The 24,495-nt window shown below is 44.2% G+C and carries 25 protein-coding genes, 1 pseudogene, 1 riboswitch and 1 other annotated feature; of the genes and pseudogenes, 9 read left to right on the forward strand and 17 right to left on the reverse strand.

Annotated elements, in window-relative coordinates:
- Positions 1-80: 80 nt before the first annotated feature.
- A riboswitch (SAM riboswitch) is annotated at positions 81-184 on the reverse strand.
- A 30-nt stretch (positions 185-214) separates the two neighbouring features.
- The 4 genes from DMO16_RS10225 to DMO16_RS24250 form a co-directional block, all read right to left on the reverse strand.
- Positions 215-1,441, reverse strand: coding sequence for a threonine synthase (locus tag DMO16_RS10225; protein WP_129477243.1), 1,227 nt, complete (start codon positions 1,439-1,441; stop codon positions 215-217).
- A 211-nt stretch (positions 1,442-1,652) separates the two neighbouring features.
- Positions 1,653-2,147, reverse strand: coding sequence for a DinB family protein (locus tag DMO16_RS10230; protein WP_061967722.1), 495 nt, complete (start codon positions 2,145-2,147; stop codon positions 1,653-1,655).
- 249 nt (positions 2,148-2,396) lie between these two features.
- The gene (locus DMO16_RS10235) at positions 2,397-3,032 is read right to left on the reverse strand and encodes a pyridoxamine 5'-phosphate oxidase family protein (RefSeq protein WP_425590027.1); all 636 of its coding nucleotides are present in this window, start codon (positions 3,030-3,032) and stop codon (positions 2,397-2,399) included.
- A gap of 153 nt (positions 3,033-3,185) precedes the next feature.
- Positions 3,186-3,335 (reverse strand): hypothetical protein, encoded by a 150-nt coding sequence (locus DMO16_RS24250; protein ID WP_156412545.1) that lies wholly within the window; start codon positions 3,333-3,335, stop codon positions 3,186-3,188.
- Between the two features lie 262 nt (positions 3,336-3,597).
- Between DMO16_RS24250 and DMO16_RS10240 the strand changes: the two genes are divergently transcribed.
- Positions 3,598-4,533 carry a M15 family metallopeptidase gene (locus DMO16_RS10240; RefSeq protein WP_129477247.1) on the forward strand — a complete coding sequence of 312 codons (936 nt, stop codon included), beginning with the start codon at positions 3,598-3,600 and terminating at the stop codon, positions 4,531-4,533.
- Between the two features lie 40 nt (positions 4,534-4,573).
- Here the strand turns inward: DMO16_RS10240 and DMO16_RS10245 are convergent, their stop codons facing one another.
- From DMO16_RS10245 to DMO16_RS10265, 5 genes are all read right to left on the reverse strand, one after another.
- Positions 4,574-4,987, reverse strand: a complete 414-nt coding sequence (locus tag DMO16_RS10245; protein WP_129477249.1) for a DoxX family protein — start codon at positions 4,985-4,987, stop codon at positions 4,574-4,576.
- Positions 4,988-5,146: 159 nt separating this feature from the next.
- Entirely contained in the window at positions 5,147-5,770 is a 624-nt protein-coding gene (locus DMO16_RS10250; RefSeq protein ID WP_129477251.1) for a nitroreductase family protein, read from the reverse strand.
- A 148-nt stretch (positions 5,771-5,918) separates the two neighbouring features.
- Positions 5,919-7,529, reverse strand: coding sequence for an APC family permease (locus tag DMO16_RS10255; protein WP_129477253.1), 1,611 nt, complete (start codon positions 7,527-7,529; stop codon positions 5,919-5,921).
- Between the two features lie 133 nt (positions 7,530-7,662).
- The gene (locus DMO16_RS10260; protein WP_129477255.1) at positions 7,663-9,096 is read right to left on the reverse strand and encodes an NAD(P)H-hydrate dehydratase; all 1,434 of its coding nucleotides are present in this window, start codon (positions 9,094-9,096) and stop codon (positions 7,663-7,665) included.
- An 81-nt stretch (positions 9,097-9,177) separates the two neighbouring features.
- Complete coding sequence (locus DMO16_RS10265; protein WP_129477257.1) at positions 9,178-9,891, reverse strand: hypothetical protein; 714 nt, start codon at positions 9,889-9,891, stop codon at positions 9,178-9,180.
- Between the two features lie 208 nt (positions 9,892-10,099).
- On the opposite strand from DMO16_RS10265, the gene DMO16_RS10270 reads away from it, so the two are divergent.
- Both DMO16_RS10270 and DMO16_RS25165 read left to right on the forward strand, forming a co-directional pair.
- Positions 10,100-11,194, forward strand: a complete 1,095-nt coding sequence (locus DMO16_RS10270; protein WP_129477259.1) for a tetratricopeptide repeat protein — start codon at positions 10,100-10,102, stop codon at positions 11,192-11,194.
- Entirely contained in the window at positions 11,191-11,316 is a 126-nt protein-coding gene (locus DMO16_RS25165; protein ID WP_276203830.1) for a hypothetical protein, read from the forward strand. The genes DMO16_RS10270 and DMO16_RS25165 overlap by 4 nt, the downstream gene beginning before the upstream one ends.
- A 40-nt stretch (positions 11,317-11,356) precedes the next feature.
- Here DMO16_RS25165 and DMO16_RS10275 read toward each other — a convergent pair whose 3' ends face one another.
- Positions 11,357-12,874, reverse strand: coding sequence for a M36 family metallopeptidase (locus DMO16_RS10275; RefSeq protein ID WP_425590028.1), 1,518 nt, complete (start codon positions 12,872-12,874; stop codon positions 11,357-11,359).
- Between the two features lie 224 nt (positions 12,875-13,098).
- Positions 13,099-13,372: a binding site (T-box leader), on the forward strand.
- A gap of 104 nt (positions 13,373-13,476) precedes the next feature.
- Between DMO16_RS10275 and metG the strand changes: the two genes are divergently transcribed.
- Entirely contained in the window at positions 13,477-15,111 is a 1,635-nt protein-coding gene (gene metG, locus DMO16_RS10280) for a methionine--tRNA ligase (protein WP_129477261.1), read from the forward strand.
- 260 nt (positions 15,112-15,371) lie between these two features.
- On the opposite strand, the pseudogene DMO16_RS10285 reads toward metG, so the two are convergent.
- Positions 15,372-16,700: pseudogene (locus DMO16_RS10285) on the reverse strand (alpha-glucosidase/alpha-galactosidase).
- Positions 16,701-16,834: 134 nt separating this feature from the next.
- On the opposite strand from DMO16_RS10285, the gene DMO16_RS10290 reads away from it, so the two are divergent.
- Positions 16,835-17,731, forward strand: coding sequence for an AraC family transcriptional regulator (locus DMO16_RS10290; RefSeq protein ID WP_129477263.1), 897 nt, complete (start codon positions 16,835-16,837; stop codon positions 17,729-17,731).
- Between the two features lie 30 nt (positions 17,732-17,761).
- Here the strand turns inward: DMO16_RS10290 and DMO16_RS10295 are convergent, their stop codons facing one another.
- A complete protein-coding gene (locus DMO16_RS10295) occupies positions 17,762-18,196 on the reverse strand; it encodes a MarR family winged helix-turn-helix transcriptional regulator (protein ID WP_061967690.1) in 435 nt (144 codons plus the stop codon).
- 174 nt (positions 18,197-18,370) lie between these two features.
- Between DMO16_RS10295 and DMO16_RS10300 the strand changes: the two genes are divergently transcribed.
- The 3 genes from DMO16_RS10300 to DMO16_RS10310 all read left to right on the forward strand — a co-directional run bounded on the left by DMO16_RS10300 (position 18,371) and on the right by DMO16_RS10310 (position 20,250).
- Complete coding sequence (locus DMO16_RS10300) at positions 18,371-18,796, forward strand: organic hydroperoxide resistance protein (protein WP_129477265.1); 426 nt, start codon at positions 18,371-18,373, stop codon at positions 18,794-18,796.
- A 119-nt stretch (positions 18,797-18,915) separates the two neighbouring features.
- A complete protein-coding gene (locus DMO16_RS10305; protein ID WP_129477267.1) occupies positions 18,916-19,206 on the forward strand; it encodes a putative quinol monooxygenase in 291 nt (96 codons plus the stop codon).
- Between the two features lie 51 nt (positions 19,207-19,257).
- Entirely contained in the window at positions 19,258-20,250 is a 993-nt protein-coding gene (locus DMO16_RS10310; protein ID WP_129477269.1) for an LLM class flavin-dependent oxidoreductase, read from the forward strand.
- A gap of 45 nt (positions 20,251-20,295) precedes the next feature.
- On the opposite strand, the gene DMO16_RS10315 is transcribed toward DMO16_RS10310, so the two are convergent.
- A complete protein-coding gene (locus tag DMO16_RS10315) occupies positions 20,296-20,895 on the reverse strand; it encodes a nitroreductase family protein (RefSeq protein ID WP_129477271.1) in 600 nt (199 codons plus the stop codon).
- A 172-nt stretch (positions 20,896-21,067) separates the two neighbouring features.
- On the opposite strand from DMO16_RS10315, the gene DMO16_RS10320 reads away from it, so the two are divergent.
- On the forward strand, positions 21,068-21,574 hold the full coding sequence (locus DMO16_RS10320) for a cupin domain-containing protein (RefSeq protein ID WP_129477272.1): 507 nt from the start codon (positions 21,068-21,070) through the stop codon (positions 21,572-21,574).
- 34 nt (positions 21,575-21,608) lie between these two features.
- On the opposite strand, the gene DMO16_RS10325 is transcribed toward DMO16_RS10320, so the two are convergent.
- The 4 genes from DMO16_RS10325 to DMO16_RS10340 all read right to left on the reverse strand — a co-directional run bounded on the left by DMO16_RS10325 (position 21,609) and on the right by DMO16_RS10340 (position 24,479).
- On the reverse strand, positions 21,609-22,223 hold the full coding sequence (locus DMO16_RS10325; RefSeq protein WP_129477274.1) for a hypothetical protein: 615 nt from the start codon (positions 22,221-22,223) through the stop codon (positions 21,609-21,611).
- 123 nt (positions 22,224-22,346) lie between these two features.
- The gene (locus DMO16_RS10330) at positions 22,347-22,766 is read right to left on the reverse strand and encodes a hypothetical protein (protein WP_061967675.1); all 420 of its coding nucleotides are present in this window, start codon (positions 22,764-22,766) and stop codon (positions 22,347-22,349) included.
- A gap of 78 nt (positions 22,767-22,844) precedes the next feature.
- Entirely contained in the window at positions 22,845-23,816 is a 972-nt protein-coding gene (locus DMO16_RS10335) for a DMT family transporter (protein WP_129477276.1), read from the reverse strand.
- Between the two features lie 15 nt (positions 23,817-23,831).
- Positions 23,832-24,479, reverse strand: coding sequence for a GntR family transcriptional regulator (locus tag DMO16_RS10340; RefSeq protein WP_129480365.1), 648 nt, complete (start codon positions 24,477-24,479; stop codon positions 23,832-23,834).
- Positions 24,480-24,495 lie beyond the last annotated feature (16 nt).

Raw genomic sequence — 24,495 nt, forward strand, 5'->3', positions numbered from 1 at the left:
ATCAGCAGGTGTTCAAAATGGAAAAGCCTCTTCCTGCATAATAGTAAGCAAGAAGAGGCGGATATCAAAGTATGAGGCTCTTCTTATCTTTCAAGCAATACGCTTGTGGAATTGGCACAGTACTCTAAACGAGTCCGCTGCCGAGGCTTCACCGGGCCATTCCCTCCCCCTCTCTTCATAAGAACATTAAACCGTTATTTTATTTTATTTTTTATTATTTAACGTTCTCTTTGTTTCTTTGAAGATCCTCGCCCGGCTGGAGTACAAGCGGATCAACTTCCACAGTATCCGGGTATTTGATCCCCTGGCCGGTATTCAGGCAAAGTACGCGCTCCCCTGGCTGAATCCATCCTTTGTCTCTTAATTTTTTGGCTGCAGCAAATGTAGCTGCTCCTTCCGGGCAAATGAAAGTTCCTTCCAGTTCAGCCGCATGGCCCAACGCTTGTTGAATTTCTTCTTCTGAAACGGCTACCGCACATCCTTCAGTTTCATAAATGGCTTCAAGAACTAAGAAGTCTCCAATGGCTTTCGGTACATTAATTCCGAACGCTGCTGTTTTGGAGTCCTCCCAGAATTCAGATTCATTTTTATGCTCCTCCCAAGCTTTCACAATGGGAGCACATCCCTCTGCCTGAACGGCTACAAGGCGCGGGAACTGGTTTCCTTTAAAAAGACCAAGTTCCTTAAATTCCTTTAATGCTTTGTAAATACCAATAAGACCAACACCACCGCCGGTAGGATACAGGATGACGTCTGGCGTTTTGCTTCCGGACTGCTCAAGAATTTCATACCCCATCGTTTTCTTGCCCTCGATCCGGTATGGTTCCTTTAATGTCGAAGCATCGTAGAGTCCCTCTTCTTTTACCAGATTGGCAACCATTTTTCCCGCATCACTGATCAGGCCGTTCACAAGGTAAAGCTCAGCTCCGGAAATTGCCGTTTCTTTCCGGGTGATGACAGGTGCATCGACAGGCATTACAATCGTTGGTTTAATTCCTGCTCTCGCGCAATAAAGCGACCATGCGGCTCCCGCATTCCCATTGGTGGGCATAGCGAGCTGGGCCACTCCCAGTTCTTTTGCTTTTGAAACACCTACCGCTGCTCCTCTTGCTTTGAATGAACCCGTAGGTATGAGACCTTCGTCTTTCATAAATAACGATTCGATTCCCAATTCTGCGCCCAGTTCGGGCATCGGCAATAAAGGAGTCATTCCTTCACCGAGAGAAACAACATGTTCCTCACTCGTAACCGGCAACAGCTTGTGATAACGCCAAAGATCATTGCGTGCTTGATCAATAATGACGTCTTCCTCTTTCAATCTCTCCAGGTCATAATCCACAAGAAGCGGCGATCCACAGGTACAAAGCTGGTGAAGCTTATTGTGATCATAGGTTTTAGAGCATTTTGGACATACAAGATGGCTTACAAAGCTAAATGACATATCGAAAACTCCTCCAAAGTTGAGAAAAGCCTGGAGCTAGTTGCTGAAATCCTTTTTTTGCAACTCCGCAGAGCACAGTAAAAGAGACACTGCCCTGCATCGCAAAGAAGTGCCTTCAGTTTTCTGATCAGCTTTTCATATTGTGTTTTTGTTGTGTATCATTTTAAGGTAGGTATCCCGATAAGTCAACTTAGTTTTATATTAGGTTCTTTTATGTTCTGGCCACCACCTTGTCCCTGATTTCCTTTATTTGCTCCAAGTGCCTTTTTTCGTGATATCCGACAAATGGAATCCATTGCTCCAACGGCATCGGTCCGAAAACAGGATGCGGATAAGATTTTTGTTTCAGCTCTTCCTGATTTGCGCTGGCAGCTACCTTATTCAGCTCGTTTCTCGATTCTTCCAATTTATTTTTCATTTTTTCCAGCGTCATGTACTTTTTCGTGGGAACCACAAAAACTGGCGCGCTTACTTTCACACTGCGATCCACCGTCCTGTCAATCGGCTTCCTCTCGGCAGGAGCTGTTATTTTGCTTTTCAGACGGTTGGAGACAATGATGGCCACTGACCGTTCCATGAGGTAGAGATGGTGGAGAGTCTGCATAATGGACCATCTTCCCTTTTCTTCCGGCTCATTTAATTGGTCGTCCGTTAAGTTACTTACCGTTTCCAGCACTTCATTTCTGATTTCTTCATTAAGCGTCACATGGACCGCCTCCCCGTTTCTGAATACGTTCTACTTTTCTTCTCCCGCACTCTAGGATTTTCCTTTATTTTTGTAAAATCAAAAAAATTTTTAAAAGAAAATGATCCAAATACCTTTACCGATGAGGAAGCCGACAAGTACAGCTACTATGTTACTTCCATTACCAAACAAGGGCTGGAATCATGCCTTCAAACGTTATTCATCCTAAAAAATAGCCAATTAAAAAAGAATGCCAAAGGGCATTCTTTTTTAATATAGACGGGTTTGATAGCTCACTTCCAATCCTTTAGCCACTTGCTCCTCACCCATGGCCGGTATATTCATGTGGGCTGCCATGATCGCGGCTGCAGAAGGGAGTTCTTCCCTGGAAAGCCACGTTTGCGGATTCCAGATTCCCGAACGGATAAAAGCCTTGGCGCAATGAATAAAACATTCCTCTGCTTTTACAACCACACCGAAAAGCGGAGGATTTCCGTTAACCGCGTGTTGCTCCAACAGTTTGGGATCACGGCATAACATCGCTTTGCCATTAATTCGCAAGGTTTCTCCCATGCCCGGAATCATGAACAGCAATCCGACTGCAGGATTGGTTATAATATTTTTTGCTGAATCCAACCGATTATTTCCTTTGCGCTCAGGAATGAACAAGTAGTGTTCATTCAATACGGTTACAAAGCCTGGCTGATCCCCACGGGGTGAAACATCACAACGCCCATCCGCACCATAAGTGGCCAATGAAAGAAATGAAGACTTTGAAATAAAATGTACACAGTTTGCATCCAACCGTTCAATGACTTTATTGGCTGCGCGGATACTGGGGCTGCCACATTGGGCTTGCAGCTCTTCAAATTGCTCTTCGGTCGTAATAACCTCCTGGAACTCCATCGCCATCCCCCTTTTGGACTTTCTTCCATATTCAGGATAACACGGAGTGCTCTCTGCTGGAATATCTTTTTTAACCCATAATAAAAGGCCTGAACTCCTGTGAAACTTGAGTTCAGACCTTTTAATTCAACCTTGGCATAGTCTCCTGAAAGATCAATTTGGGTTTAGAAAGGTCAATTCATACTCTGGTTTTCTGTTTTCATCCGGTTTTTCCAATGTCCCCGCTGCCCTTAATAACGGCTGCTTAGGAACGGACTGCGTTATTTGCTTCGAAACGGGCTGCTCAACTTGATTGATTTCCATTTGTCCATCCCTCCTTAACAAGTTTCTAACTCTATTCCCTCTCTATACTGGGGATAAACATAAAAATTAATCATTTTAATGATTTATTTTATGGAAGTTTAACGAATGGGTTCATTGAATCATCAGAAGTTCATATAACGTTCGGTTTCATCCGTGGGTCTTGTGGGAATTTAAGTTATAATAAGGTCAAATTCCTCTTTTCATTCATCTTAAATGATGGTAAAGTATTTTTTTGAACGTCATCTGAAAGGAAGTTTTACATATGAAAGTGAAATTGGTGTCTGGCATATCTTTAGCCTTGAGTTTAGTTCTTTTTACAGGCTGCTCAAATGATGAGCCTTCCCAAAAAGAAAGCACATCTCATCATACTGAAGACCATGCAAAAGAAACACAAAAAGATAAGGATCAGTCCAAAACAAATGAAGATCAGAAAAGTGCAGATCAAAACAAGCCAAGCGATGATTCAAAAAATAATGGAGGAAAAGTAAGCCAGGATCCTGAACCAAAGGACGGACAAGAGCAAAAGAAGAACGATCCAAGCGAACCGACTCAGGATCACAAAAAGCCAAAGCCTCCAGCCAAGAATGACGAAAGTGTTTCTGTTGTTGCGCACCCTGAAAGCATCCCGGTTCTTGTAAACAAGCGTTCGAAGCTTCCGGAAGACTATAAGCCGGCAGACCTTGTGTATCCAGATGTTCCTTTTATTTTCAGTGAGAAAATTGAAAAACGAATGATGCGCAAAGAAGCTGCAACGGCTCTTGAAAACATGTTTGCGGCTGCAAAAAAAGACGGGATTAACCTTACCGGCGTATCCGCCTACCGTTCACATGCCACCCAAACGGCTCTTTTTAACAACTATGTCAAACGGGATGGCTACGAAAAAGCCCGCTCATACAGCGCATTGCCCGGCACCAGTGAGCACGAAACCGGATTAGCCATTGATGTAGCTGGCGATGGGGGCAAATGCCCTGCACAGGATTGTTTCGGGGGCACCTCAGAAGCAAAGTGGCTGGCAAAGAATGCTCCTGATTTCGGCTTTATTATCCGGTATCCCGAAGGCAAGGAAAACGTCACAGGCTATAAGTACGAACCTTGGCATATACGTTACGTCGGAACATCCGTTTCCAAAAAGATTGTAGCCAAGCATGAAACACTCGAAGAATATTTTAACGCTGTTCCTGTAACAAACGGCGAATGAACGTAGAAAAGTACCAGCTTTTATCCAGCTGGTACTTTTTTTATTGGTAATGAACGGTTTTATTTTTTCGGAATAAGGCACCTACTGACAACAAACGGCTGCCATTCAACAACAAAAATACAGAGATGACCAAATAGGTTAAATCAAGTTCATATCCGGCTGACTTGCCGTCTCCGGTAAAGCCCGCTTGTGCTTTTACCGTGAGGATCGCACCGATCAGTACCACGGCAAACAAAAAGGCGACCAACCGGGTTCCCAATCCCAGAATCATTAAGAACCCACCTGCCAGCTCAATAACCGCAACGACATAGGCTAAAAGGCCAGGTAAACCGATACTTTCAAACCAGCCTGCTGTATTTCCAATTCCCCCCTGAAATTTTAAAGCTCCGTGAATTAAAAAAGCAATCCCGATAAAAATTCTTAAAATAAATGCTCCTGCATCCTTCCCTCTCATCGTTTCAAATAACCTCCAACTAATTAATATTTGTCTTACTAAATTACTTAATGTTAGCTAGTTTAAATAAATAACTAATTTACGTCAAGTAATTATATATATAAAAGTATATATAAAAAACAACTTTCCATAGGAAAGTTGTTTTTTATGGCTCACGTATTAAAATTTATTCCAGACGATGGCTTCCTGAATGGGAAAGCGTGCCGTCTGATGAGCAGGCTTTACCGCTTTTCCAACGGAAATCAACATGACAGGATGATACCTTTCAGGGATATCAAATGATTTGACGAGCTCCTCGGCGTTAAATCCGCCCATCGCACAAGTATCAAGTTCTCTGGCTTTCGCTGCCAGCATAAGCTGCATAGATGCAAGAGAAGCATTACGAATGGCTTCATCCTTTGCCATATCAGGTTTTGTAGCATAAGCGTCTTTAATCTGGCTCACAAGAGTCGATTTTACTTCCTCTGACATGTAACCTTCATCTACTGCCCCCTGGTAGACCCTGTCAGCATTTTGGTCTGCCTCAAGGTCACCCAAAACTACGACAACAGCCGCTGCCTCTACCACCTGCTGCTGATTGTAGGCAATCGGCAATAATTGTTCCTTGGCTTTCTGGTCATGAATCACAAGAAACTTCCAATGCTGCAGGTTCCATGATGATGGAGCCTTTGCCGCATCCTCTAGTAATTCTGTGATCTCCTCTTTTGTCAGTTCTGCTTCAGGATCATATTTTCTAACGGAATGCCGTTCATTTAGCACATATGTAAACTCTCGTGATGTCATGTATATTCCCTCCAGTATTCCTATCTGCATTTGCAACCAAAAATATAATTCTTTACGACACACTTGTCAACTTTAAAAGCTTTAAATGGATAAAGAGCCTCCCCATAGTCAGAGAAGACTATTCCGTTCTTTACATAGCTCTATACCTCTATACCGTAGGTCCTTTTAACTCTGGATTCTCATCCCCCGCAAGATCTTCGTCATCATTATCAATGATAGCATTCGGAAGACCTGAATGCTTCGCCCAGAAATAAATGGCTAGCGCACCGACGGCGATAATAATCAAATCCCATGGATTGCTCAATATTCCTTTGCCGCCTCCAAACGATCCGATGTAAGAGATTAGCAACATCATTACGTAGTAGACAATGAGCCACCAGGATGACTTAATTTGCTGAGCAAGGCTGACATCCTTTTTCGGAACATATTTGGAGAGTAACAAATAAATAATAAACATGAGGAGCTGCGAGCCAATGAGCCACGAAATCGTCTTCCAGCCCGACCAGTAAACGATATACGTGGCAAAGATAAACGATAAAGGTGCAATAATATTCATTCCCTTTAACGTAAAAGGCTTATGAAGATGTTTGGCGTTAATGCGGAAGGCTGCCGAAGAAATCGGAGCAATCGCATAAGAAAGGATCAATGCAACGGAACATACGTTAACCAGCGCATTCCAGGATGGAAACGGAAGCGTCCAAAAAACCGCCATTCCGAAAGACAGCCACAATGATGGCCGTGGAATCCCTGTCTTTTCATTTACTCTTGAGAAGACATTAAAGAGCGTCCCCGTCCTGCTCCAGGCGTACACAAGGCGGGATGTGGTATTCATAAAAATATTTCCGTTCCCACCTGGAGAGATAATGGCGTCCAGCACGACAATGGTGGCAAGCCAGCCCAATCCAAGTGCAACTGCAATATCTTTGAAGGGAAGCGAAAACTCTTGTGCAATTTTGGGCCATCCGTTTGAAAGAATATCGGTTGGAATCGCTCCAATAAACAAAACCTGGAGAAGTGTATAGATGATGGCCGCGAGCACAATACATACGATCAGCGCGATTGGAATATTCCGCTGTGGATTTTTCACCTCTCCAGCCACTGAAACGATGGGATGAAGACCAAGATAGGCAAACATCACACCGCCCGTTGATATGGCTCCTTGAACTCCCTGAAAACCGAATGGTGCAAAACCTTCTACCGAAAAGTTCCCTGATTTAAAATGGAACGCTAGCACGGTAATAATGGTAAGCGGAACAAAATATTTAAAGATCGAAATAATAATATTGGATTTGGTAAAAGCTTTAACGCTCCAATAATTTAAAAGAAAGAATAAGCATAGCAGAGCAAACTGCAGCAGCCACCCTGCGATTGTGGGGGAATCCGATCCTGACTTTGTCAGGCCCGGGAACCAATAGGCAACATATTGTCGTACTGCTGTAACCTCAATTGATATTAAACTTGTGTAGGCTACAATGGTGATAAAAGAAATCAAATAGCCTACCAGCGGTCCATGAGAATAAACAGGATATCTTAAGATACCTCCAGTTCGCGGGAGAGCCGCGCCGAGTTCGGCATAAACAAACCCGATGAGGAGAACGATAACGCCGCCGATAATCCATGAGAAACTGCCGATCGGTCCAGCTTTTGATGCCACATTACTTACAGCAAACAGCCAGGCTGATCCGAAAATAGCTCCTAGTCCAATGAGTATAAGATCTAACAATGATATCGATTTTTTGAATGGTCCTTGGTCAGACATAATTTCCTCCTTAGTAATTTCCGTTACCCTTCTTCTCCTCCTCCGATATTTTTCGACTTAATCTGACAAAACATACATAATCAATAGTTATCCATTTACCCCCTGTTTAAAACCTCTTTTTCTCTTGCTCTGGTTATTCAAAATTCTTCATGACTTCGGGAAGCAGTTCACTTACATCACTGGCCAATAATCCGCGCTGTGCTTTTGTTTTGTCCCAGAGGTCAGCACAGCAGCCATGAAAATAAACAGCATTTGCCACGGCCGATTTGATGTCTTTTTCCGAAGAGACAAAAGCAAGCAGCATACCCGTTAATGTATCGCCGGTGCCTCCCTTGGCAAGACCCGCATTTCCAGTTTCATTGACAAATAGATCTCCATCCGGAAAGGCAATGACGGTATTTCTTCCTTTTAATACGGTAATAACTCCTTGATCCTGTGCATACTTTAGGGCAAAATGCAGACGGTTTTTTTGAATTTCAGGTACCGGAACTCCTGTCATTTTACTGAATTCTCCGGGATGAGGAGTCAAGATAATATCAGCTTTCCTGCTCGGATATTGGCGTTCTCCAAGTGCTCCTGCATCAATAATCAGGGGAAGATCGGTTTGAAACAAAACCTGTAATGCCCCTTCGATGGCTTTTTGATCTGGAAGCCCAGGCCCAATGGCACATGCTTTCATTCCTTTTGGCACCTGACCGTCCACTACTTTTTTAAGCCCGTCGTGCGCGTACATGGCTTCCGGAATACGGCCTGCCAGAATACCTGCCACAAACCGGCTTGTCCCTATCATCAGTTTTCCTATCCCGCTCCTCAATGCGCCAATGCCTGCAAGAAGAGCACTTCCCGGCATTTCATCTGAACCCGCAAGCAGCAGGCCAGTCCCGAACGTTCCTTTATGAGCACCCTGCTCTCTTTTTTGAAAGGTCTGTTTCATTTGTTCTTCCGTCCATACCCGCCATTTCGATTCTTGAGGCAAGCCAATGGAAAGGACCTTTTTCTCTCCATAAAAATCCGTGCTGCCTTCCAAAAAAGCGGAAGGCTTATAGCCATGGAGGCAGTACGTATAATGAGCCTGAAACGCTTCGTCGGCTCCTCCTTCATCTGCCGATACACCCGTTGGAAGATCAACTGCAATTTTAAGCGCATGCTGTTCGTTGGCCCAGCGGATCACCTTTTGTATTTCACCTTGTAAAGGAGGAGTCGCTCCTGCCCCTAGAATGGCATCAACAATAACATCGTATGTCCCCTCAATCTCCGATACTTTAAGTCCGCAAGAGGTATAGTGGGCAAAATGCTTCAGTGCGGTTTCACTTTTGGTTTTTCCTGCAGGAAAAACCAATTCACATAAATAGCCATTCTGCTGCAAATACCTGGCCAGCACAATTCCGTCACCGCCATTGTTTCCTTTCCCTGACATGATCAGGATCCTGTCTGTTTTGCCGATGTGCTTCTTCATTTCCTCAAACAAGGCTCTCCCGGCGGTTTCCATTAATGCGAAAACATCAAGCCCGCTTTTTTGGGCAACTTGATCGATTTGTTTAATTTCAGTTCCGGTAAATATATACATATAGAGTGCCTCCAATCATTCAATAAACAGCTGATTTTTTTGGAATTAAAAAAGCCTTTTCTTTAATAAAGGCTTTTTTGTTTATTCAGTATCCTGTTTTTCCATGGCTGTTGGATTTGAGTCATCCTGCTGATCATTTCCATTATTTTCGCTTGCTGGCAGCGACCCGTTTTCATCACCAGGATCATTTGCTTCTTCATCTCCTGCCGGATCCGGCTGCTTCTCGACAGCCGGTTTATCCTTTGGATTTGCCTTTTGCAGGGGTTCCGGTTTCTTCGGTTTCTTTTCCGCTTTTTCCGGCTTTACTTTTGACGGGTGCTTATCAGGCAGTGGAGATTCTTTTTCTTTTATATTTTTGATTTGTTTTTTTTGCTTACCTTTTTGCTTACCTTTGTGTTTACCGTTATCCTTTTTTACCTTCCCAGCAAGCTGTTTTTTACCTTTTAGTTTCTCTTTACCAGTATTTTTTTGCTCCTTTTTTTCTGGCTTTGATTCTGCTGATTTAGGTTCAGCCTTTGCAACCTTTACGTTTTCAGTCAGTTTCCGGTTAACTTCAGGTCTTTTTACCGGCTGCTTCTGAAAAAGCTGATCCGTTGAAATGACTTGCTCAAACAAAATCCTTTGGTCCGTATTATGTAATTGATCGGTAGAAACAATTACACTGGACAGCGTGTGGATGGACTGAGAATCCTTTGCCGTTTCCTTTTTTTCGGAGGTTTCCGCCTTATCCTGACCTTCGTATCCAAGCCATATCCCCAACAGAAGAAGCGGTATGGCCACTAAAAACTTATACATTACTTACACCTTCCTCATAGCTACATACCACGGCAGCAACAATCATAAACACCATGTGCCAAACAAATAAATCGAAATTTTATAAAAACTTGGGAAAATGAGATCAAAAACCCCTCACTTATTATAATATTTTCCGGTTCACTTTCCCAATTTTACTTTTTCCATTATATGCTACTATTTTTATATAACCTTCTTAAGGGGAGTTATCATGATATTACAAACAGAAAAGGCGTCTGAAGTCATTGAATTGCTCAGTCGATGGAATGTAAGTATGAGGGATCGGAATCTGGCAGTTGTCGAGGAATTAAATATTGAGATACAGGAACTGCTTGATCCTGCCGAATTGGATCATCAGGAACTGCTATGGCACTCTCTGCTGGAGACGCGGTATACACTCATCCATAAAAGGTATGACGACACCGAAGTCCTTTTGAAGCAACTGGAACTGCTTGAAGGACAACTTTCCCCTGAAATGGCATTTTATTATCACTTTTTTAACGGCATGTTTGCATCCAGCATGAACCGGCACGTGGATGCTGTTTCCAGTTATCAGATCGCCGAGCGTTTTTTAGGCTGTGTGGAGGATAAAATTGAAGTAGCCGAATTCTATTATAAAGCGGCTGCCGCCTTCTACCATACCCGCAAATTTTTGCTTGCCATCAGTTATGCAAAAATGGCCAGGGAGACGTTCGAAGAAGTTTCAAAGAATGATTTAAGATGCGCTGATTGTGAAAACATCCTGGGCTTGTGCAGCCTCAGCCTCAAACAATATGAACAGGCAGAAGAGCATTTTTTAGATTCACTGGATATCGCAGAAAAATTTAAAAGCGAAGAATTGCTCAACTTTATTCGCTATAACCTGGGATTTCTTTATTCTGAACAAAATTTATCCGATATCGCCATCCGGCATCTGGGCGAACTATACAGTAAAAAGTTTATCCCTCACAAGCTTTCCTTTCTGCTTGCACGTGAATACTTCAAGATGAATGATAAGGAAAATGGATTTTATTATCTTCATCAAGGCATGGATGTGTGCAGTAGCGTTCAAAATGAAGAGTATCTCCATCACCTGCAAATTTTAAATGCCCAGTACTCTGATCTTCCTTTCAGGGAAATTGAACAGATTGTTATTGAGCATTTGAAATACTTTGAAGAAAAACAGCTTTGGGGTTTTGTGCAGGACTATACAGAATCTCTTGCTACCCTTCTTCATCATGAAAAACAATTTGAAAAAGCCAGTACTTATTTTTACCAGGCGTTCCGCGCTAAAACCAAAATCGAAGAAATGGGGTATTTACGATGAAAAAAGCAAAAATTCTTTTGGGAACATTTTTGGTTTTGACCGCGCTTATCGGCGCAGTTGCAAGTAACGGAAGCTTAGAGGCCGAGCACGGCGTCATCCGCGACACTCCAACACATCTTTAATCAAAAAAAGAGCCGGCGGCTCTTTTTTTTGATGCATTCATTATTTTGTAGATAATCCCCGGGCATTGAAGATCCGATCAATCAACGTTCCATTTTTCCCGCGGTTAAGGAGCTTGTCTGCCTGTTTAATGGCACGTGCACCGTCATTGAAGGATGCATTTGGAGTCAGCGACCAATGAGACTGCAAAATGATTTTAGTGGCAGCATCCCGTCCCATTGCATTTGCCAATTCATAAAGAGGCTGAGACCAGATTTCCCCGTCGGCATGAACTTCACCTATCGCATCGTTCGGGTACACTTTGTTTTCATCGAGCCTGCGCAGGCAAGGGGGATCGCCTGCGGAATACGAGGTCGCATCCCACTCGGCTACACAAGCTCTGCCAAAGGATTTTCCGGAAAGTGCGTCTTCATAAACAGCACCGAGATAATCCCCAAAGCCTTCACCCATGGAGCCTCCTTCAATGGAATCTCCAAACCCCGGAACCTGGTTATCCTGTATGGAATGACCATATTCATGGGCAATAACCCCTGCGTCCTCCGCATCATCCACACCGCCTGATCCAAAGGTCAGATCCTTTTTGGTCGGGCTGTAAAAAGAGTTATCTCCTTTATATGTATTCACATTGGCTGTTATGGAGCGGTTATTGATGTTTGTAAAGCCGAGCAACTGAATGTAACGCTGCAGGCGGTCGATATGATAGTAGGCCATTACATCTTCAAACCGGTCATCGGAACGGGTATAACGGAAAACATTGCTTTTGTTATTTGTTTTTGCTTTGGAATAAACATTAACAAAATCACCTGTAAGTGTACCTGATCCATCAAGTCCCTGCAGCGCCACCGGTTTAAGCTGTGCGGTTAATTCCGGGGAATCGGCATCGTTATTATCTGCAAGATTGGAGGCACTTCCGCTTGACTCTACGGGGTTCGGATAAAATACTTGTCCCGATCCTATCGCTTTTTGGTTTAAGTCTTTCTTTTTCAACAATTTCCCTGTTCCTGCGTGAACGATGGTTTCCCATGCGCCAAAAGGTTTTTTTGCATGCACAATAACCTTGTATGCTGGTATGGCCTTTCTATTTTGGATCACATACCCAAACGTATTCTTTGTCGTTCCCCAATCTCCCTCTCCTTTGTCTCCTATCAACTTATGAGCTTTGGACTCTGCCTGCCCTTTGGAAAGCTTGTCCTCCACCCGCTCTACTGATGTGTAGGGAATATAGTCCGAGACCACAAGAGAAATTTCTCCTGAAGGATCCACTGTTACTGCGAGCTGTCTGCCGAATACTTGGTACCCATTGACCGTTTGCTGGTATCTCACGTAGCTCCCCGCCTCTGTCTGCACAGTATTGACATAAGAAAGACCGGAAAGATCCTGAGGAAGCTTTAATGCGCCCGCTTGTTCTTTTAAATAGGCATCTGCTCTTGCTTTCGCATTGATTTCTTGTGCTTTAACCATTGAACTTTGAGCCATGGGACTTCCTTGCTGGCAGACAGGCACTCCCAATGTAATTACGAGGGCTGCTGCAGCGGACCAGATCATTTTCTTTCTCATCATCTCTTTTTTCCCCTATTCTTTTTAAATTTTCAGACAGCTTAATTGTACGCTGTGAAAATAGAACCAGGCAATAGACACAATGAGCTATTTTTACAAGTTTTGGATATTGAGCAATCAGGGGAAAGTACTTTTCAAAAATATAAAAGTACTTCTTTTACCCGAATATACAAAGGCTTTCACTGAAAGAGAATAACCTGCTATAATAAGGAAACAATTCCTTTATTGAAAAGGCGATGATGAGAAAGAGTAGAATCTCACCATTTTTACACAGAGAGCTTCGGCAGCTGAAAAGAAGCACTAATGAAGATTCGAACATGGTCTCAGAGCTCTGTCCTGAATTCAGAACCTTGTGAGTAGGGAGCAGCGAGTGGTGGCACTTGTTATCAAAACCACAGTATAAGAGTGTTCTTTTTACTCACTCCGTACTTGCTGAGATGACAGGCGCAAGCCTCTCATGAATAAAGGTGGTACCACGGGCAGACCGGCCCCGTCCTTATCTGTTTTTTTAGATATGGGCGGGGTTTTTCTGTTGTTTAGTATGAATAAAAGGAGTTTCGGGAAAGGGTAGTAGAGACCGGGCTCAACAATGAGGAGGAATACTGATGGCTATTTTTATTGGAGGAGCGTGGCCCTATGCGAATGGATCTCTTCACACCGGGCACATTGCAAGCTTGCTGCCCGGAGATATATTGGCGCGCTATTACCGGTTAAAGAGTGAAAAGGTGCTGTATGTCTCAGGCAGCGACTGCAACGGAACACCTATCACGATCAGGGCGAGACAGGAAGGCATAACGCCTGAGGAAGTGGCGGACCGCTATCACACGGAGTTTGAAAATAACTTTAACGCGCTTGGTTTCTCGTATGACTGTTATACCCGCACAGATCATCCTCATCATCACAAAATCGTTCAGGAAATCTTTCTTTCTCTCTATAAGAGAGGGTACATTTATCCAAAAGAAATCGAACAGGCGTATTGCGAAACCTACGAACAATTTCTTCCTGACCGTTATGTTGAAGGCACCTGTCCGGTTTGCGGAAGCCATGCACGGGGAGACCAATGTGACAATTGCTCGACGATTCTTGATCCTTCAGACCTCCTTGACAGAACGTGCAAGCTTTGCGGCAAGCCACCCGTCTTCAAGCGGACCGAGCATTTATACTTTGCTCTTCGCTCCTTTCAGCAGGTACTGGAAAACGATGTGGAAGAAGCGGAAAAGAAGCACACCTGGCGGACTAATGCCATTCAGCTGACCAAACGTTATTTGCGGGAAGGGCTGATCGACCGGGCCGTCTCGCGTGACCTTTCCGTAGGTGTTTCTGTTCCGATTGAAGGCTATGAAAAGAAGAAAGTCTATGTATGGATTGAAGCTGTATCGGGATATTACTCTGCCAGTAAGCTATGGGCGCAATTAACAGGGAAAGATGATTCTCCGTTCTGGCAGGAGGATACCGTAACCTATTATGTCCACGGCAAAGACAACATTCCCTTTCACACCATTATCTGGCCGGCGATCCTCCATGGAATCGGGAATCCTGCCCTTCCCCGCCATATTGTTTCCAATGAATATTTGACATTGGAAAAGAAGAAGCTGTCCACAAGCAAGAACTGGGCGGTTTGGGTTCCTGATCTATTAGAACGCTATCATCCCGATTCCATTCGTTACTTTCTGACAATCAATGCACCAGAGAATCGTGACACAGATTTTTCATGGCGTGAGTTTATTTACAGCCACAACAGCGAGCTGCTTGGAGCCTACGGAAATTTCGTTAACCGAACCTTGAAGTTTATCGAAAAGTCGTTCAATGGACAGGTTCCCGATGGAGAAATCGCCAACATTGCAAGAGACGGGCTGCCTCCTCTCTATGATAGAATTGGCTCCCTCATCGAAGAGTCCCGCATTAGAGAAGGACTGGACGAGATTTTTTCCTACATCCGTTCTGCCAATAAATACTTTGATGAGCAGCAGCCCTGGAAGCAAATCAAAGATAAAGATCAAAGCAGGGTCAACGGTACACTCGCCACCTGTGTCGTTATCATTGCCAATCTCGCTCAGCTCCTGGAACCCTTTTTGCCTTTTTCCAGTCAAAAAGTACGTGAGACGCTCAAGCTCGACGGTACATCCTGGGAGATGGTTACTCCGAAAGATATTGTGGTTTCCGAAGTATCCCCGCTGTTTGAACGAATTGACCTTAAGCAAATTGATGAGGAGTTCAAACGATTGGGAAATGAGTTTTAACACACAAAAAGGAACGAAACCGTTTATATCGGTTCGTTCCTTTCGTTGTTTATACAGCTTTTTGATTCATGTGTTTAATCCATCTTCAAGATCTGATTCGTCCAAAGGATAACCCCACCAATGAAGTAAAGAAAAGACGTCACATAAAAGAGGGCACCGATTGTTAAAAAATCGATCAGGTGAAAAACGAGTGGAAGATTTTCACCCGTTTTACTCTGCACTGCTATGAGCTTTTAATCCCATTTTAAATTTTTTACGGATTATGAATTAATGGCTTCTGCCTCTTCCTTAGGAAAATCCGGAATCCAGTCACCGTGAGCTTGAATGAGATCGTCACATAGCGCAACGATGTCATCCAGTGAAAGCTCTGCAGCGGTATGAGGATCCAAAAATGCTGCCTGGTACAGATTATCTCGGCTTCCTGTGACTGCTGCTTCGATCGTCAGCAGCTGCGTGTTGATGTTCGTACGGTTAAGGGCGGCCAGCTGTTCAGGAAGCTCACCCATATAGCATGGTTTGATTCCGTTCCGGTCGGCGACACATGGAACTTCTACGACCGCTTTTGACGGAAGATTGGAGATTAAGTTTCCTTCATTCAGCACATTTCCGCCAAACACAAACGGCTGATTCGTTTCTATTGCTTCGATGATCCTTGATCCATATTCATGTGAACGCACATGGGTCAGCTGTTCATTATCCACGATGCTGTCGCGCATTTTTTCCCAGTCTGCGATCTGCTGCTCACATCGTCTTGGATATTCATCCAGCGGGATATTGAATTTTTCTATCAGTTCAGGGTAATTTCTTTTAATAAAGTAAGGGTGGTACTCCGCATTATGTTCTGAAGACTCCGTTACATAGTAGCCGAATTTATCCATGAGCTCAAAGCGCACCATGTCATTGTGCTTTTCTTTTTGCTTTTCTTTTGCACGGCGCTTGATTTCCGGATAGAGGTCTTCTCCGTTGCGCTTGATCTCCAAAAGCCAAGCCATGTGGTTAATCCCCGCAATGCGCTCTTCTATGCCATCTGCCGGAAGATCCAGCGATTCCAGTAAGTCTCTTGTACATACCTGCACACTGTGGCATAGCCCTACAGCCTTTATGGATGTATAGCGTAAAACAACACCTGTAAGGGAAGCCATCGGATTGGTATAGTTCAGAAGCCAGGCGTCAGGGCATACATTTTCCATGTCTTTTGCAAGATCAAGCATAACCGGGATTGTCCTCAAGGCACGGAATATCCCGCCGATCCCAATGGTGTCTGCGATCGTTTGCTCCAGGCCATATTTTTTCGGGATTTCAAAATCAATCACTGTGCTTGGTTTTTAGCCACCCACCTGAATTGCGTTAATGACATAGGAAGCACCTGATAAAGCGGGAATTCTCTCCGTATACGACTTAATTATAACGTCAGATTTCAGGTTCTTTTTAAGCTGGTTCAGCATCGCCTCTGATTCGCTGAGACGTTTAGGGTCAATATCAAACAGCGCAAATTCAAAACTTTGCAGCGCAGGTGACAGCATGCAGTCTCCCAATACATTTTTAGCAAAAATGGTGCTTCCCGCTCCGATAAAGGTAATCTTTTTCATTACGCTCTCCTCCAACATGCAATTTATTGTTATCGTTTTTCCAAAGATATTTGTAAGAATATTTGTTATACCCAATATTAAATCGCTTACATTCTATTATCAATGGTAAAATACTGTTTTTGGAGGGTAATAAATTGCTGAACCAGGTGTTAGAGAAGCCATACGGCAATAGCGTATTTCAATACCGCAAAAAGGATATTTCCATGCCTGCCGACCGGTGGTATGCAGGATGGGAGCTCCAAACCTCTTCCGTCTATCGGTGGAATGGGAATACACGGAATGATGGTGATAACACATTTATCTTTCAATACACAACAAAGGGGGAGGGAAGGATCAGGGTGAATGAAACAACCTATTCGCTGTTACCGGGAGACGCGTTCCTTGTGGATGTTCCAAGTGACCACGAATATTTGCTGCCTGATGAGAGCAGTGAATGGGAATTCATGTTCATCACTCTAGTGGGCGAAAGCACCAAAATGTGCTGGGAGGCATTCACGGAAAAAAGGGGACCCGTCCAGAAGATCCCCTACTCTTCCCGCGTGATCCAGCTTCTTCATCAAATCAACCAGGAAGCTGCCAACAAAGAAATCAAGGATGCCTATATGGCCTCAAGCCGCGCCTATGAGTTTATCATGGCATTGCACCGTTTTGGCCAGGGGTATACCGAGGATACCGTCCCCATGCCGGAAAGCCTGCAGCGGGCCATTACACATATCCATCAAAATATGAGCTCGCCGCTTCATCTGGAGGAATTGGCTGCTGTGGCCGGCTTGTCTAAGTTTTACTTTATCCAACTGTTTCAATCCCACCTCCAGACGACACCCATGCAGTACGTTACAAAGAAAAGAATCGAACAGGCGATGGCCTGGCTGTCGAATTCCACCATCCCGGTAAAGGAAATCTCGCGCCAAAGCGGATTTGATACCTCGAATTACTTTAGCAAGGTATTCAGACGGTATACTGGTGAATCGCCGAGCAGTTTTCGTGAACGCACCAGACACCGCAAATTTACAAATGTATTTTTGGATTAAAAAAACCTCATTCAAGATGGAATGAGGTTTTTAGTCTTCCTGTATGCTATTGAGTATTTTTCCGAGTGATTTCTTTAATTGGAAAAGCTCTTGGTCATCAAGATTCATATTTTCGAGCAAGGCACCTGGTATGCATGCCGCCTCCTCCTGCAGGGCTTCCCCCTTTTCGGTTAGAGAGACCATTACACTCCGCTCATCCTGTTTTGAACGCTGCCGAAGAATCAGCTCATGAGACTCCATACGCTTCAGCATCGGTGTCAGCGTACCCGAATCAAGGAACAATTTCTTTCCCAGTTCTTTGACCGACACTTCCCTCTGTTCCCAAAGCACCAGCAAAACCAGATACTGCGGATAGGTTACATCGAGTTTCTCCAGAAGCGGACGATACTGTTTGGTTATCTCCCTTGCTGCAGCATAAACCATAAAGCAGATTTGATTTTCCAATTTTAATGGGTCCTGTTCCATTTCTAACTCCTCTTTTCCCTTTCCAATTCCTTACTACACTATAAATGACAAAAAAAAATGCGTCAAATTAAATTTCGAAAAATTTAATTTTTGACAATCAGTAAAACGTGTGATAGATTAGCACCAAGCAATTAAATTGTGCACAACACAAATGATAAAAAGGAGAGATCTTTTATGTTAGATGCATTATATACAGCAAAAGCAACAGCAAACGGTGGACGACAGGGTAAAGTTAAATCCAGTGACAGCACCATCGACTTTTCATTGTCCATGCCAAAATCTCTTGGCGGAAAAGAAGAAGCAGGTGCAACCAATCCAGAACAATTATTCGCAGCCGGTTATGCCGCATGCTTCGACAGTGCCCTTCAGCTTGTAGCCCGTCAGGCAAGAAAGCGGATTGAATCCAGCGTGACAGCAGAAGTCAGTATCGGAAAAGATACAGATGGGGGCTTTGGCCTTGCCGTAGCTTTACATGCCAAAGTGAACGGAACAAGCCAGGAGGAAGCAGAGAAACTGATCGAACAGGCTCACCAGGTTTGCCCATACTCTAAAGCGACTCGCGGAAATATTGCGGTTACTCTCCACGTTTCAGCAGAATAATAATTAAGGCCAGTCTCTAACCTTTTAGAGACTGGCTTTTTCATGGGCAAATCAAATGACTTTTTAATTCGTGTCCGGTATAGTAGCTTAAACAACCAAAAACGGGAGGAATAAATATAATGAGTGCCATTGCTGTTTTAGCTACATTGAAAGCCAAATCTGGAAAAGAACAACAAACACAGGATGTTTTGCTCGAAGTCATGAAGTATTCCAGAAATGAAGAAGGATGTCTTCACTATAACCTGCATCAAGAACAGGCTGACCCACAAACGTTTATGCTGTACGAACTTTGGAGCGACCAGGAGTCCATCGACCGCCATATGGATACCGCTCATTACAAAGCCTATCGGACCAACATCGAACCTCTTATACATGATCGTCAGGTTCATAAGTGGAATCAGATCGATTGAAAGCAGCCTTTTGACTGACTACAAAAGACGATACTTGGAGGCATATTCTTCATGCACTTAAGCATACTTGATCAAGTTCCTATTCCTAAAGGGCAAACCGCATCTGAGACCCTGCTTCAAAGTGCAGAGCTCGCAAAGCTTGCCGAACAATGGGGCTACAAGCGCTACTGGTTTGCTGAACATCACAGTACAAAAGGGCTGGCAAGTACAGCTCCTGAGATTATGATGGCACATATCGCGGCCCGGACAAGAACCATCCGGGTGGGTTCGGGCGGAGTGCTGCTTCCACAATACAGCCCTTTTAAAGTGGCAGAAACCTTTTTGCAGCTTGAAGCATTGTATCCCGGGCGAATTGACCTCGGCGTGGGGCGTTCACCTGGAGGAACGATGAAAACGAGGCTGGCTCTGACGGACAGCATCAAAAAAAGCATGACGCAATATCCCCGTCAGCTTCTGGACCTAACTTACTATTTATCAGGATCTCTTCCTTCTGATCATCCGTATTACGGAATAAAGGCATCCCCGTCTGTTCCTTCACCTCCCCCGGTTTGGGAGCTCGGTCTCGGAGAAAACAGCGCACTGCAGGCAGCTTCACTCGGAATTGGATATGTTTTCGGGCATTTTATCCACCCTGACCGTGGACAGGAGGCATACAAAGCGTACTATTCAAACTTCGCTCCTTCCCCACTTCTTAAACAACCGGCAGGGATCACGGCCATCTTTGTTATTTGCGGGGAGAGTGATGAACATGCGGCAGAGCTCGCATTAAGCCAGGATTTATGGCTTCTTCGTGTGGAAAAAGGGCTCGACAGCAGAATACCGAGCCTGGAGGAAGCGCATGCCTATTCCTTTTCACAAGCCGACCGGGAAAAAATCAAGATCAATAGAAAGCGAATGGTAATTGGCTCATCCCAAACGGTAAAACGCCAGCTGGAAAGCCTGGCTGAACGTTATCAAACGAATGAATTTATGGTACTGACCAATCTATATTCCTTTGAAGAACGAAAGAAATCGTATGAGAGGCTGGCAGATATTTTTCTTTAATACTTCATTGCACAAAAAAGAGACCTTTTTAGGGTCTCTTTTTAATTATTTATAGATTTTCACGCGGTCTTCAAGCGGTTGGAATTCTTTTTCTCCTGGTACTGCAGCAGGTTTGCCAAACGGCATTTGTGCAATAAGGTTCCAGCTTTCAGGCACATTCCATTCCCGTTTAACCTCTTCATCGATAAGTGGATTGTAGTGCTGAAGTGAAGCCCCAAGGCCTTCGTTTTCAAGAGCAGTCCAGATAACCAATTGAAGCATCCCTGAAGAATGATGAGACCAGATTGGGAAGTTGTCCGCATAGGCTGCAAATGATTCCTGAAGTCCTTCAATCACTTTTTGGTCTTCGAAGAACAATACCGTACCATATCCGCTGCCAAAAGCATTCATTTTATCCTCGGTTGGAGCAAATTTGTCTGCAGGCACCATTTTGCGCAGTGTTTCTTTCGTAATGGTCCATAGCTTGTCATGATTTTCACCCAATAGCACAACAACACGTGCACTTTGAGAGTTAAATGAAGAAGGCGTATGCTTTACTGCATGCTCCACAATCTCCTGAATTCTTTCATCGGAAGCCACTGTTTCTTTACTGATTCCATAATACGTGCGTCGATCTTCAACAGATTTCAAAAAGTCCTTTGCCATGATGGTGTATTCCCTCCAACAATTTTTAATTTTAATTACTTTATATAAGTTAGTATAATTATTATATTTAATTACGTCAAGTACAAAGAAATAAATAAATTAGCCGATTAGCATGGTTAATTCTGATCAATAGCGGGAATTCTTTTTAAAACCCTAATGAGGAGGATTCACCATGAAAACATATGAAGTTAAAACGTATTTTCTTGAGGACGATGGCTTTATTCCCAACAACCCACGTCTGCCCGTTTTGTTTTATGAAGGTGTTTTATCCGAAAAACCTCAGCAGGCAGAAGAAATTTTCCTTTCCAACAACTGGCTGAACAGCTGGCAGGGAGGAGTATACGACTTTCACCACTATCACAGCAATACTCATGAAGCCCTGGGTGTGGTTTCGGGTTTTGCCACAGTTAAAATTGGTGGTAAATCAGGTGAGGAACTTCAGATTCATACCGGAGATGTACTTGTTCTCCCTGCGGGAACCGGACATATGAATGTGGATTCCAGCTCCGATTTTCAAGTGGCCGGTGCCTATCCAGAGGGGATGGACCATAACCTGATGCGGGGTGTTGACGGGGAACGTCCACGTGTTCTTGAGGAGATTGGTGCGGTTCCGCTTCCTGAAACAGACCCTTTATTCGGAACAGACGGCCCTTTGCTCCAGTATTGGCAGGTAAAATAAAAAGCGCCCGAATCATTAGCGATTCGGGCCTTTCTTATGCCATTGATTCTGGCGGCAGCGGCTCTTTTTTCAGCGTTGGTTTTCCTATTTTCGATTTCGTTTTGATGAGAGAAATGACGGCAATCACTAAACCACCTGTCGTATCCGCGATTAAATCCACCATTGTATCGCTGTTGCCTCCGCCCTGCAGTGTCATGTGAAACAGCTGATCCATGCTGAATTCATACATTTCCCACACTACCCCGCCTAACACGGCAAAAGAAAACACAAACCAAAACAGAAGCCAGGGGGAGATTTCTGTTTTTCCTTCCCTGTGGACCAGTCGTTCATAAAGAGCGATGGCCACAAATGCCAGCAGCGCCCCGCTCAGCAAATGAAGAAAGGTATCCCACCATCCCAATCCATAAAAATGAAGAATGGATCCTAAATATTGGGAGCCAAAAAGAAACACAAGATAGGAAAGTGTAATCGAAAGGTTAAACGCGAGTCTCGTGAACTTCGCCAGCACAAGCGGAATGGCGCCGCATAATACTCCTCCAATCGCGACCTGATAGCTGTGCGTTGTTCCTTTTGAGAAATAGTAAAAAAACAAAACCGCCATAAAAACGGTGTAAGCCAGACTGAGCATAAGCACCCATTTTCGTTTCATAACAACACCTCTTTGTTTCTTCCTTCTTATAAATTATTGCCACTCCCTCCAGAAATATGAATGATTCCGCGACATGGAAAGGCCCGGAACAAACTTTGTTCCGGGCCTGAACGCTATAACCTATTATTGCTTGGTTGTTTCTATACGATTTCTGATCGGTTTGATCACGTTCATATCCACATTGTATGTCTTCCCGTTGTATTTCACTCTGGCTTTGTCATCCCCATCCCTGCCAGTAATCTTTACGCTTTTGCTCTCGATGACAAAGCTTCCGTCCTTCTTTTCCACATGTTTGGCATTTCCCAGCTCTTTGTTAATCACAGGTTCAATCGTTTTTTCATAAGCTTTCGAGGCGGAATTTGCGCCTTCTTTACCAATATCCGCAATTTTTCCCGGGCTGACTCCAAATACAACAATGGCGATGAGTGCAATAATGCCAAAAACAATAGCAGCACGTACAGCAAGCTTCAGCAAGAATATAAATACAAGTATGGCGACGACAGCCAGAATAACAAGCAGAAGATGATTCTCCAACCAAGCCATGATTTTGTCATCCCTTCCTTTTTATCAGAATATTACCCCATTTATCCAGAAAGTAGGCAAGGAAAGAACTTCCTTTTATCACGATGCACTTGCCTTTCTTAGCGTCTCCTTTACAGAAGAACGGGAGAAATAGCTGTGAAGCACCATGCCAAGCATAACCAAAAACATGCCAAGCCAGCTTAAAGCAGTTGGCAGCGGCAGTGACAGCAGCCAAATCTCGCCAGCTGCCGCAAACAAAACCTCTGCCGACTGAGTCGCTTCCACCGCTGCAAGCTGCTGCATGCTTCCCCGTACCAGGTCAGTCGCATAAAAAAACAGCACCGTTGCGACGACACCTGAAGAGAGAGCCACAATTCCTGTTTGTAAGATTTGTGCTTTGGCAGGCGGCCCTACAGTTGCTATCCCTATTACAGAGAGAATGATCCATAATGGCAAGCTTGCCAGTGTCATACCGAGCACCCTCTGATACGCATCAAGCCTTCCCCTGCAGACCTCCATCATTTTCCGGTTTCCAAGCGGGTAAGCAAATGAAGCCAGAATCACAGGAAGGACACCAAGCAGAACATCGTTAAACGACAATGTTCTCGCCTGCTCCAGCTGCAATAAAACAATACCGAGCAGGATAATGAGCGACATCGAAAGGCCTTTAAATGGGATCTTCCCCCGTACCGCTTCCATCCCATTTGGTGTTTGAACCTGTTCCTTAAAAAAAGGCACTAAGAGTGATCCGGAGATGATGGTAATCTGCCAGGTCCCGGCAATGAGCCATCCCGGCTCGTAAGCCGCGGCAAAGCAAATGGGTGCGTAAAAAAGGCCAAACCCAACCATACTCCAAATTCCCCAAGCTTTTGGGTCTTCCTTCATCACCTGTACAAGAGACCGTAAATTCCCTCTAATGCCCACAATAATAAAAAGAAACGGCACCATGAACAAATACCGGAGTGAAGCACTCCAAATCCAGCTTCCTCCCGAAACTTCCATTAATGAATTGAGTATAAATGTAAAGGCAAAAAAGAACGCTGAACCTATACCAATCAATACCGGACGCATGACAACACCTCTGTTTTATTCTTGTATGAGCAGTTCTCCAAGACTGAGCCAGTTCTTTTCCGTTAACTGTGCCGTCTTCTCCCTATCTTTTTCTATGCAGGCAGAGATGATTTGCTCATGCTGCTTCACAGATTGAATTCCCTTTAATGAACCGAATTGTGCCATCTCCAGCCGCCTGATTTTTACCGTACTGGACTCCAGGGCTTTTCTAAGCTCCGGATTGCCGGCGGTCTCCAAAAACACTTCATGAAAACGTTCATCCGCTGCAATTGCAGCACTTACGTTTTGTTCTTCCATTGCTTTTTTCAGACTTTGGTTGTATTCCTTCAGTTTTTGAACATCCTCGTTATGGAAAACAGGAACGGCCAACCTGGCTGCAAGTGCATGCAAAGCTGCGACTACGGTAAAGGCATGTTTTGCCTCCTCTTTATGAAGCGGGGCTACCCGTGTCGCAGAACCTGGCATCGCTTCCACCAGGCCCTCATCTTCCAGTCGTTTGAGCGCCTCTCTTACCGGTGTCCGGCTGATTCCAAATTGTTCGGCTAAATCCTTATCACTGAGCCTTTCTTCTGGTGCCAGCTCCAGTGAGAGAATCGCTTCCTTTAAATGTTGATACACTTCATCCCGCAATGATTGTCGTTTAATTCGTTGAATGTTTTTCATAAAACCAATATATCGC

The sequence above is a fragment of the Fictibacillus sp. S7 genome, from assembly GCF_004127935.1.
Lineage (GTDB): Bacteria > Bacillota > Bacilli > Bacillales > Fictibacillaceae > Fictibacillus_C > Fictibacillus_C enclensis.

Bases quoted from the DNA above. Each gene is read 5' to 3' on its own strand.
- DMO16_RS25165 (WP_276203830.1), top strand. From the start codon at position 11,191: ATGAAAAAAGCAAAAATTCTTTTGGGAACATTTTTGGTTTTGACCGCG.
- DMO16_RS10235 (WP_425590027.1), bottom strand. From the start codon at position 3,032: ATGGAGTTCCAGGAGGTTATTACGACCGAAGAGCAATTTGAAGAGCTG.
- DMO16_RS10240 (WP_129477247.1), top strand. From the start codon at position 3,598: ATGAAAGTGAAATTGGTGTCTGGCATATCTTTAGCCTTGAGTTTAGTT.
- DMO16_RS10300 (WP_129477265.1), top strand. From the start codon at position 18,371: ATGTTAGATGCATTATATACAGCAAAAGCAACAGCAAACGGTGGACGA.
- DMO16_RS10305 (WP_129477267.1), top strand. From the start codon at position 18,916: ATGAGTGCCATTGCTGTTTTAGCTACATTGAAAGCCAAATCTGGAAAA.
- DMO16_RS10335 (WP_129477276.1), bottom strand. From the start codon at position 23,816: ATGCGTCCGGTATTGATTGGTATAGGTTCAGCGTTCTTTTTTGCCTTT.
- DMO16_RS10275 (WP_425590028.1), bottom strand. From the start codon at position 12,874: ATGATGAGAAAGAAAATGATCTGGTCCGCTGCAGCAGCCCTCGTAATT.
- DMO16_RS10320 (WP_129477272.1), top strand. From the start codon at position 21,068: ATGAAAACATATGAAGTTAAAACGTATTTTCTTGAGGACGATGGCTTT.
- DMO16_RS10245 (WP_129477249.1), bottom strand. From the start codon at position 4,987: ATGAGAGGGAAGGATGCAGGAGCATTTATTTTAAGAATTTTTATCGGG.
- DMO16_RS10225 (WP_129477243.1), bottom strand. From the start codon at position 1,441: ATGTCATTTAGCTTTGTAAGCCATCTTGTATGTCCAAAATGCTCTAAA.
- DMO16_RS10325 (WP_129477274.1), bottom strand. From the start codon at position 22,223: ATGAAACGAAAATGGGTGCTTATGCTCAGTCTGGCTTACACCGTTTTT.
- DMO16_RS10295 (WP_061967690.1), bottom strand. From the start codon at position 18,196: ATGGAACAGGACCCATTAAAATTGGAAAATCAAATCTGCTTTATGGTT.
- DMO16_RS10315 (WP_129477271.1), bottom strand. From the start codon at position 20,895: ATGGCAAAGGACTTTTTGAAATCTGTTGAAGATCGACGCACGTATTAT.
- DMO16_RS10265 (WP_129477257.1), bottom strand. From the start codon at position 9,891: ATGTATAAGTTTTTAGTGGCCATACCGCTTCTTCTGTTGGGGATATGG.
- DMO16_RS10270 (WP_129477259.1), top strand. From the start codon at position 10,100: ATGATATTACAAACAGAAAAGGCGTCTGAAGTCATTGAATTGCTCAGT.
- DMO16_RS10250 (WP_129477251.1), bottom strand. From the start codon at position 5,770: ATGACATCACGAGAGTTTACATATGTGCTAAATGAACGGCATTCCGTT.
- DMO16_RS10310 (WP_129477269.1), top strand. From the start codon at position 19,258: ATGCACTTAAGCATACTTGATCAAGTTCCTATTCCTAAAGGGCAAACC.
- DMO16_RS10255 (WP_129477253.1), bottom strand. From the start codon at position 7,529: ATGTCTGACCAAGGACCATTCAAAAAATCGATATCATTGTTAGATCTT.
- DMO16_RS10260 (WP_129477255.1), bottom strand. From the start codon at position 9,096: ATGTATATATTTACCGGAACTGAAATTAAACAAATCGATCAAGTTGCC.
- DMO16_RS24250 (WP_156412545.1), bottom strand. From the start codon at position 3,335: ATGGAAATCAATCAAGTTGAGCAGCCCGTTTCGAAGCAAATAACGCAG.
- metG (WP_129477261.1), top strand. From the start codon at position 13,477: ATGGCTATTTTTATTGGAGGAGCGTGGCCCTATGCGAATGGATCTCTT.
- DMO16_RS10330 (WP_061967675.1), bottom strand. From the start codon at position 22,766: ATGGCTTGGTTGGAGAATCATCTTCTGCTTGTTATTCTGGCTGTCGTC.
- DMO16_RS10340 (WP_129480365.1), bottom strand. From the start codon at position 24,479: ATGAAAAACATTCAACGAATTAAACGACAATCATTGCGGGATGAAGTG.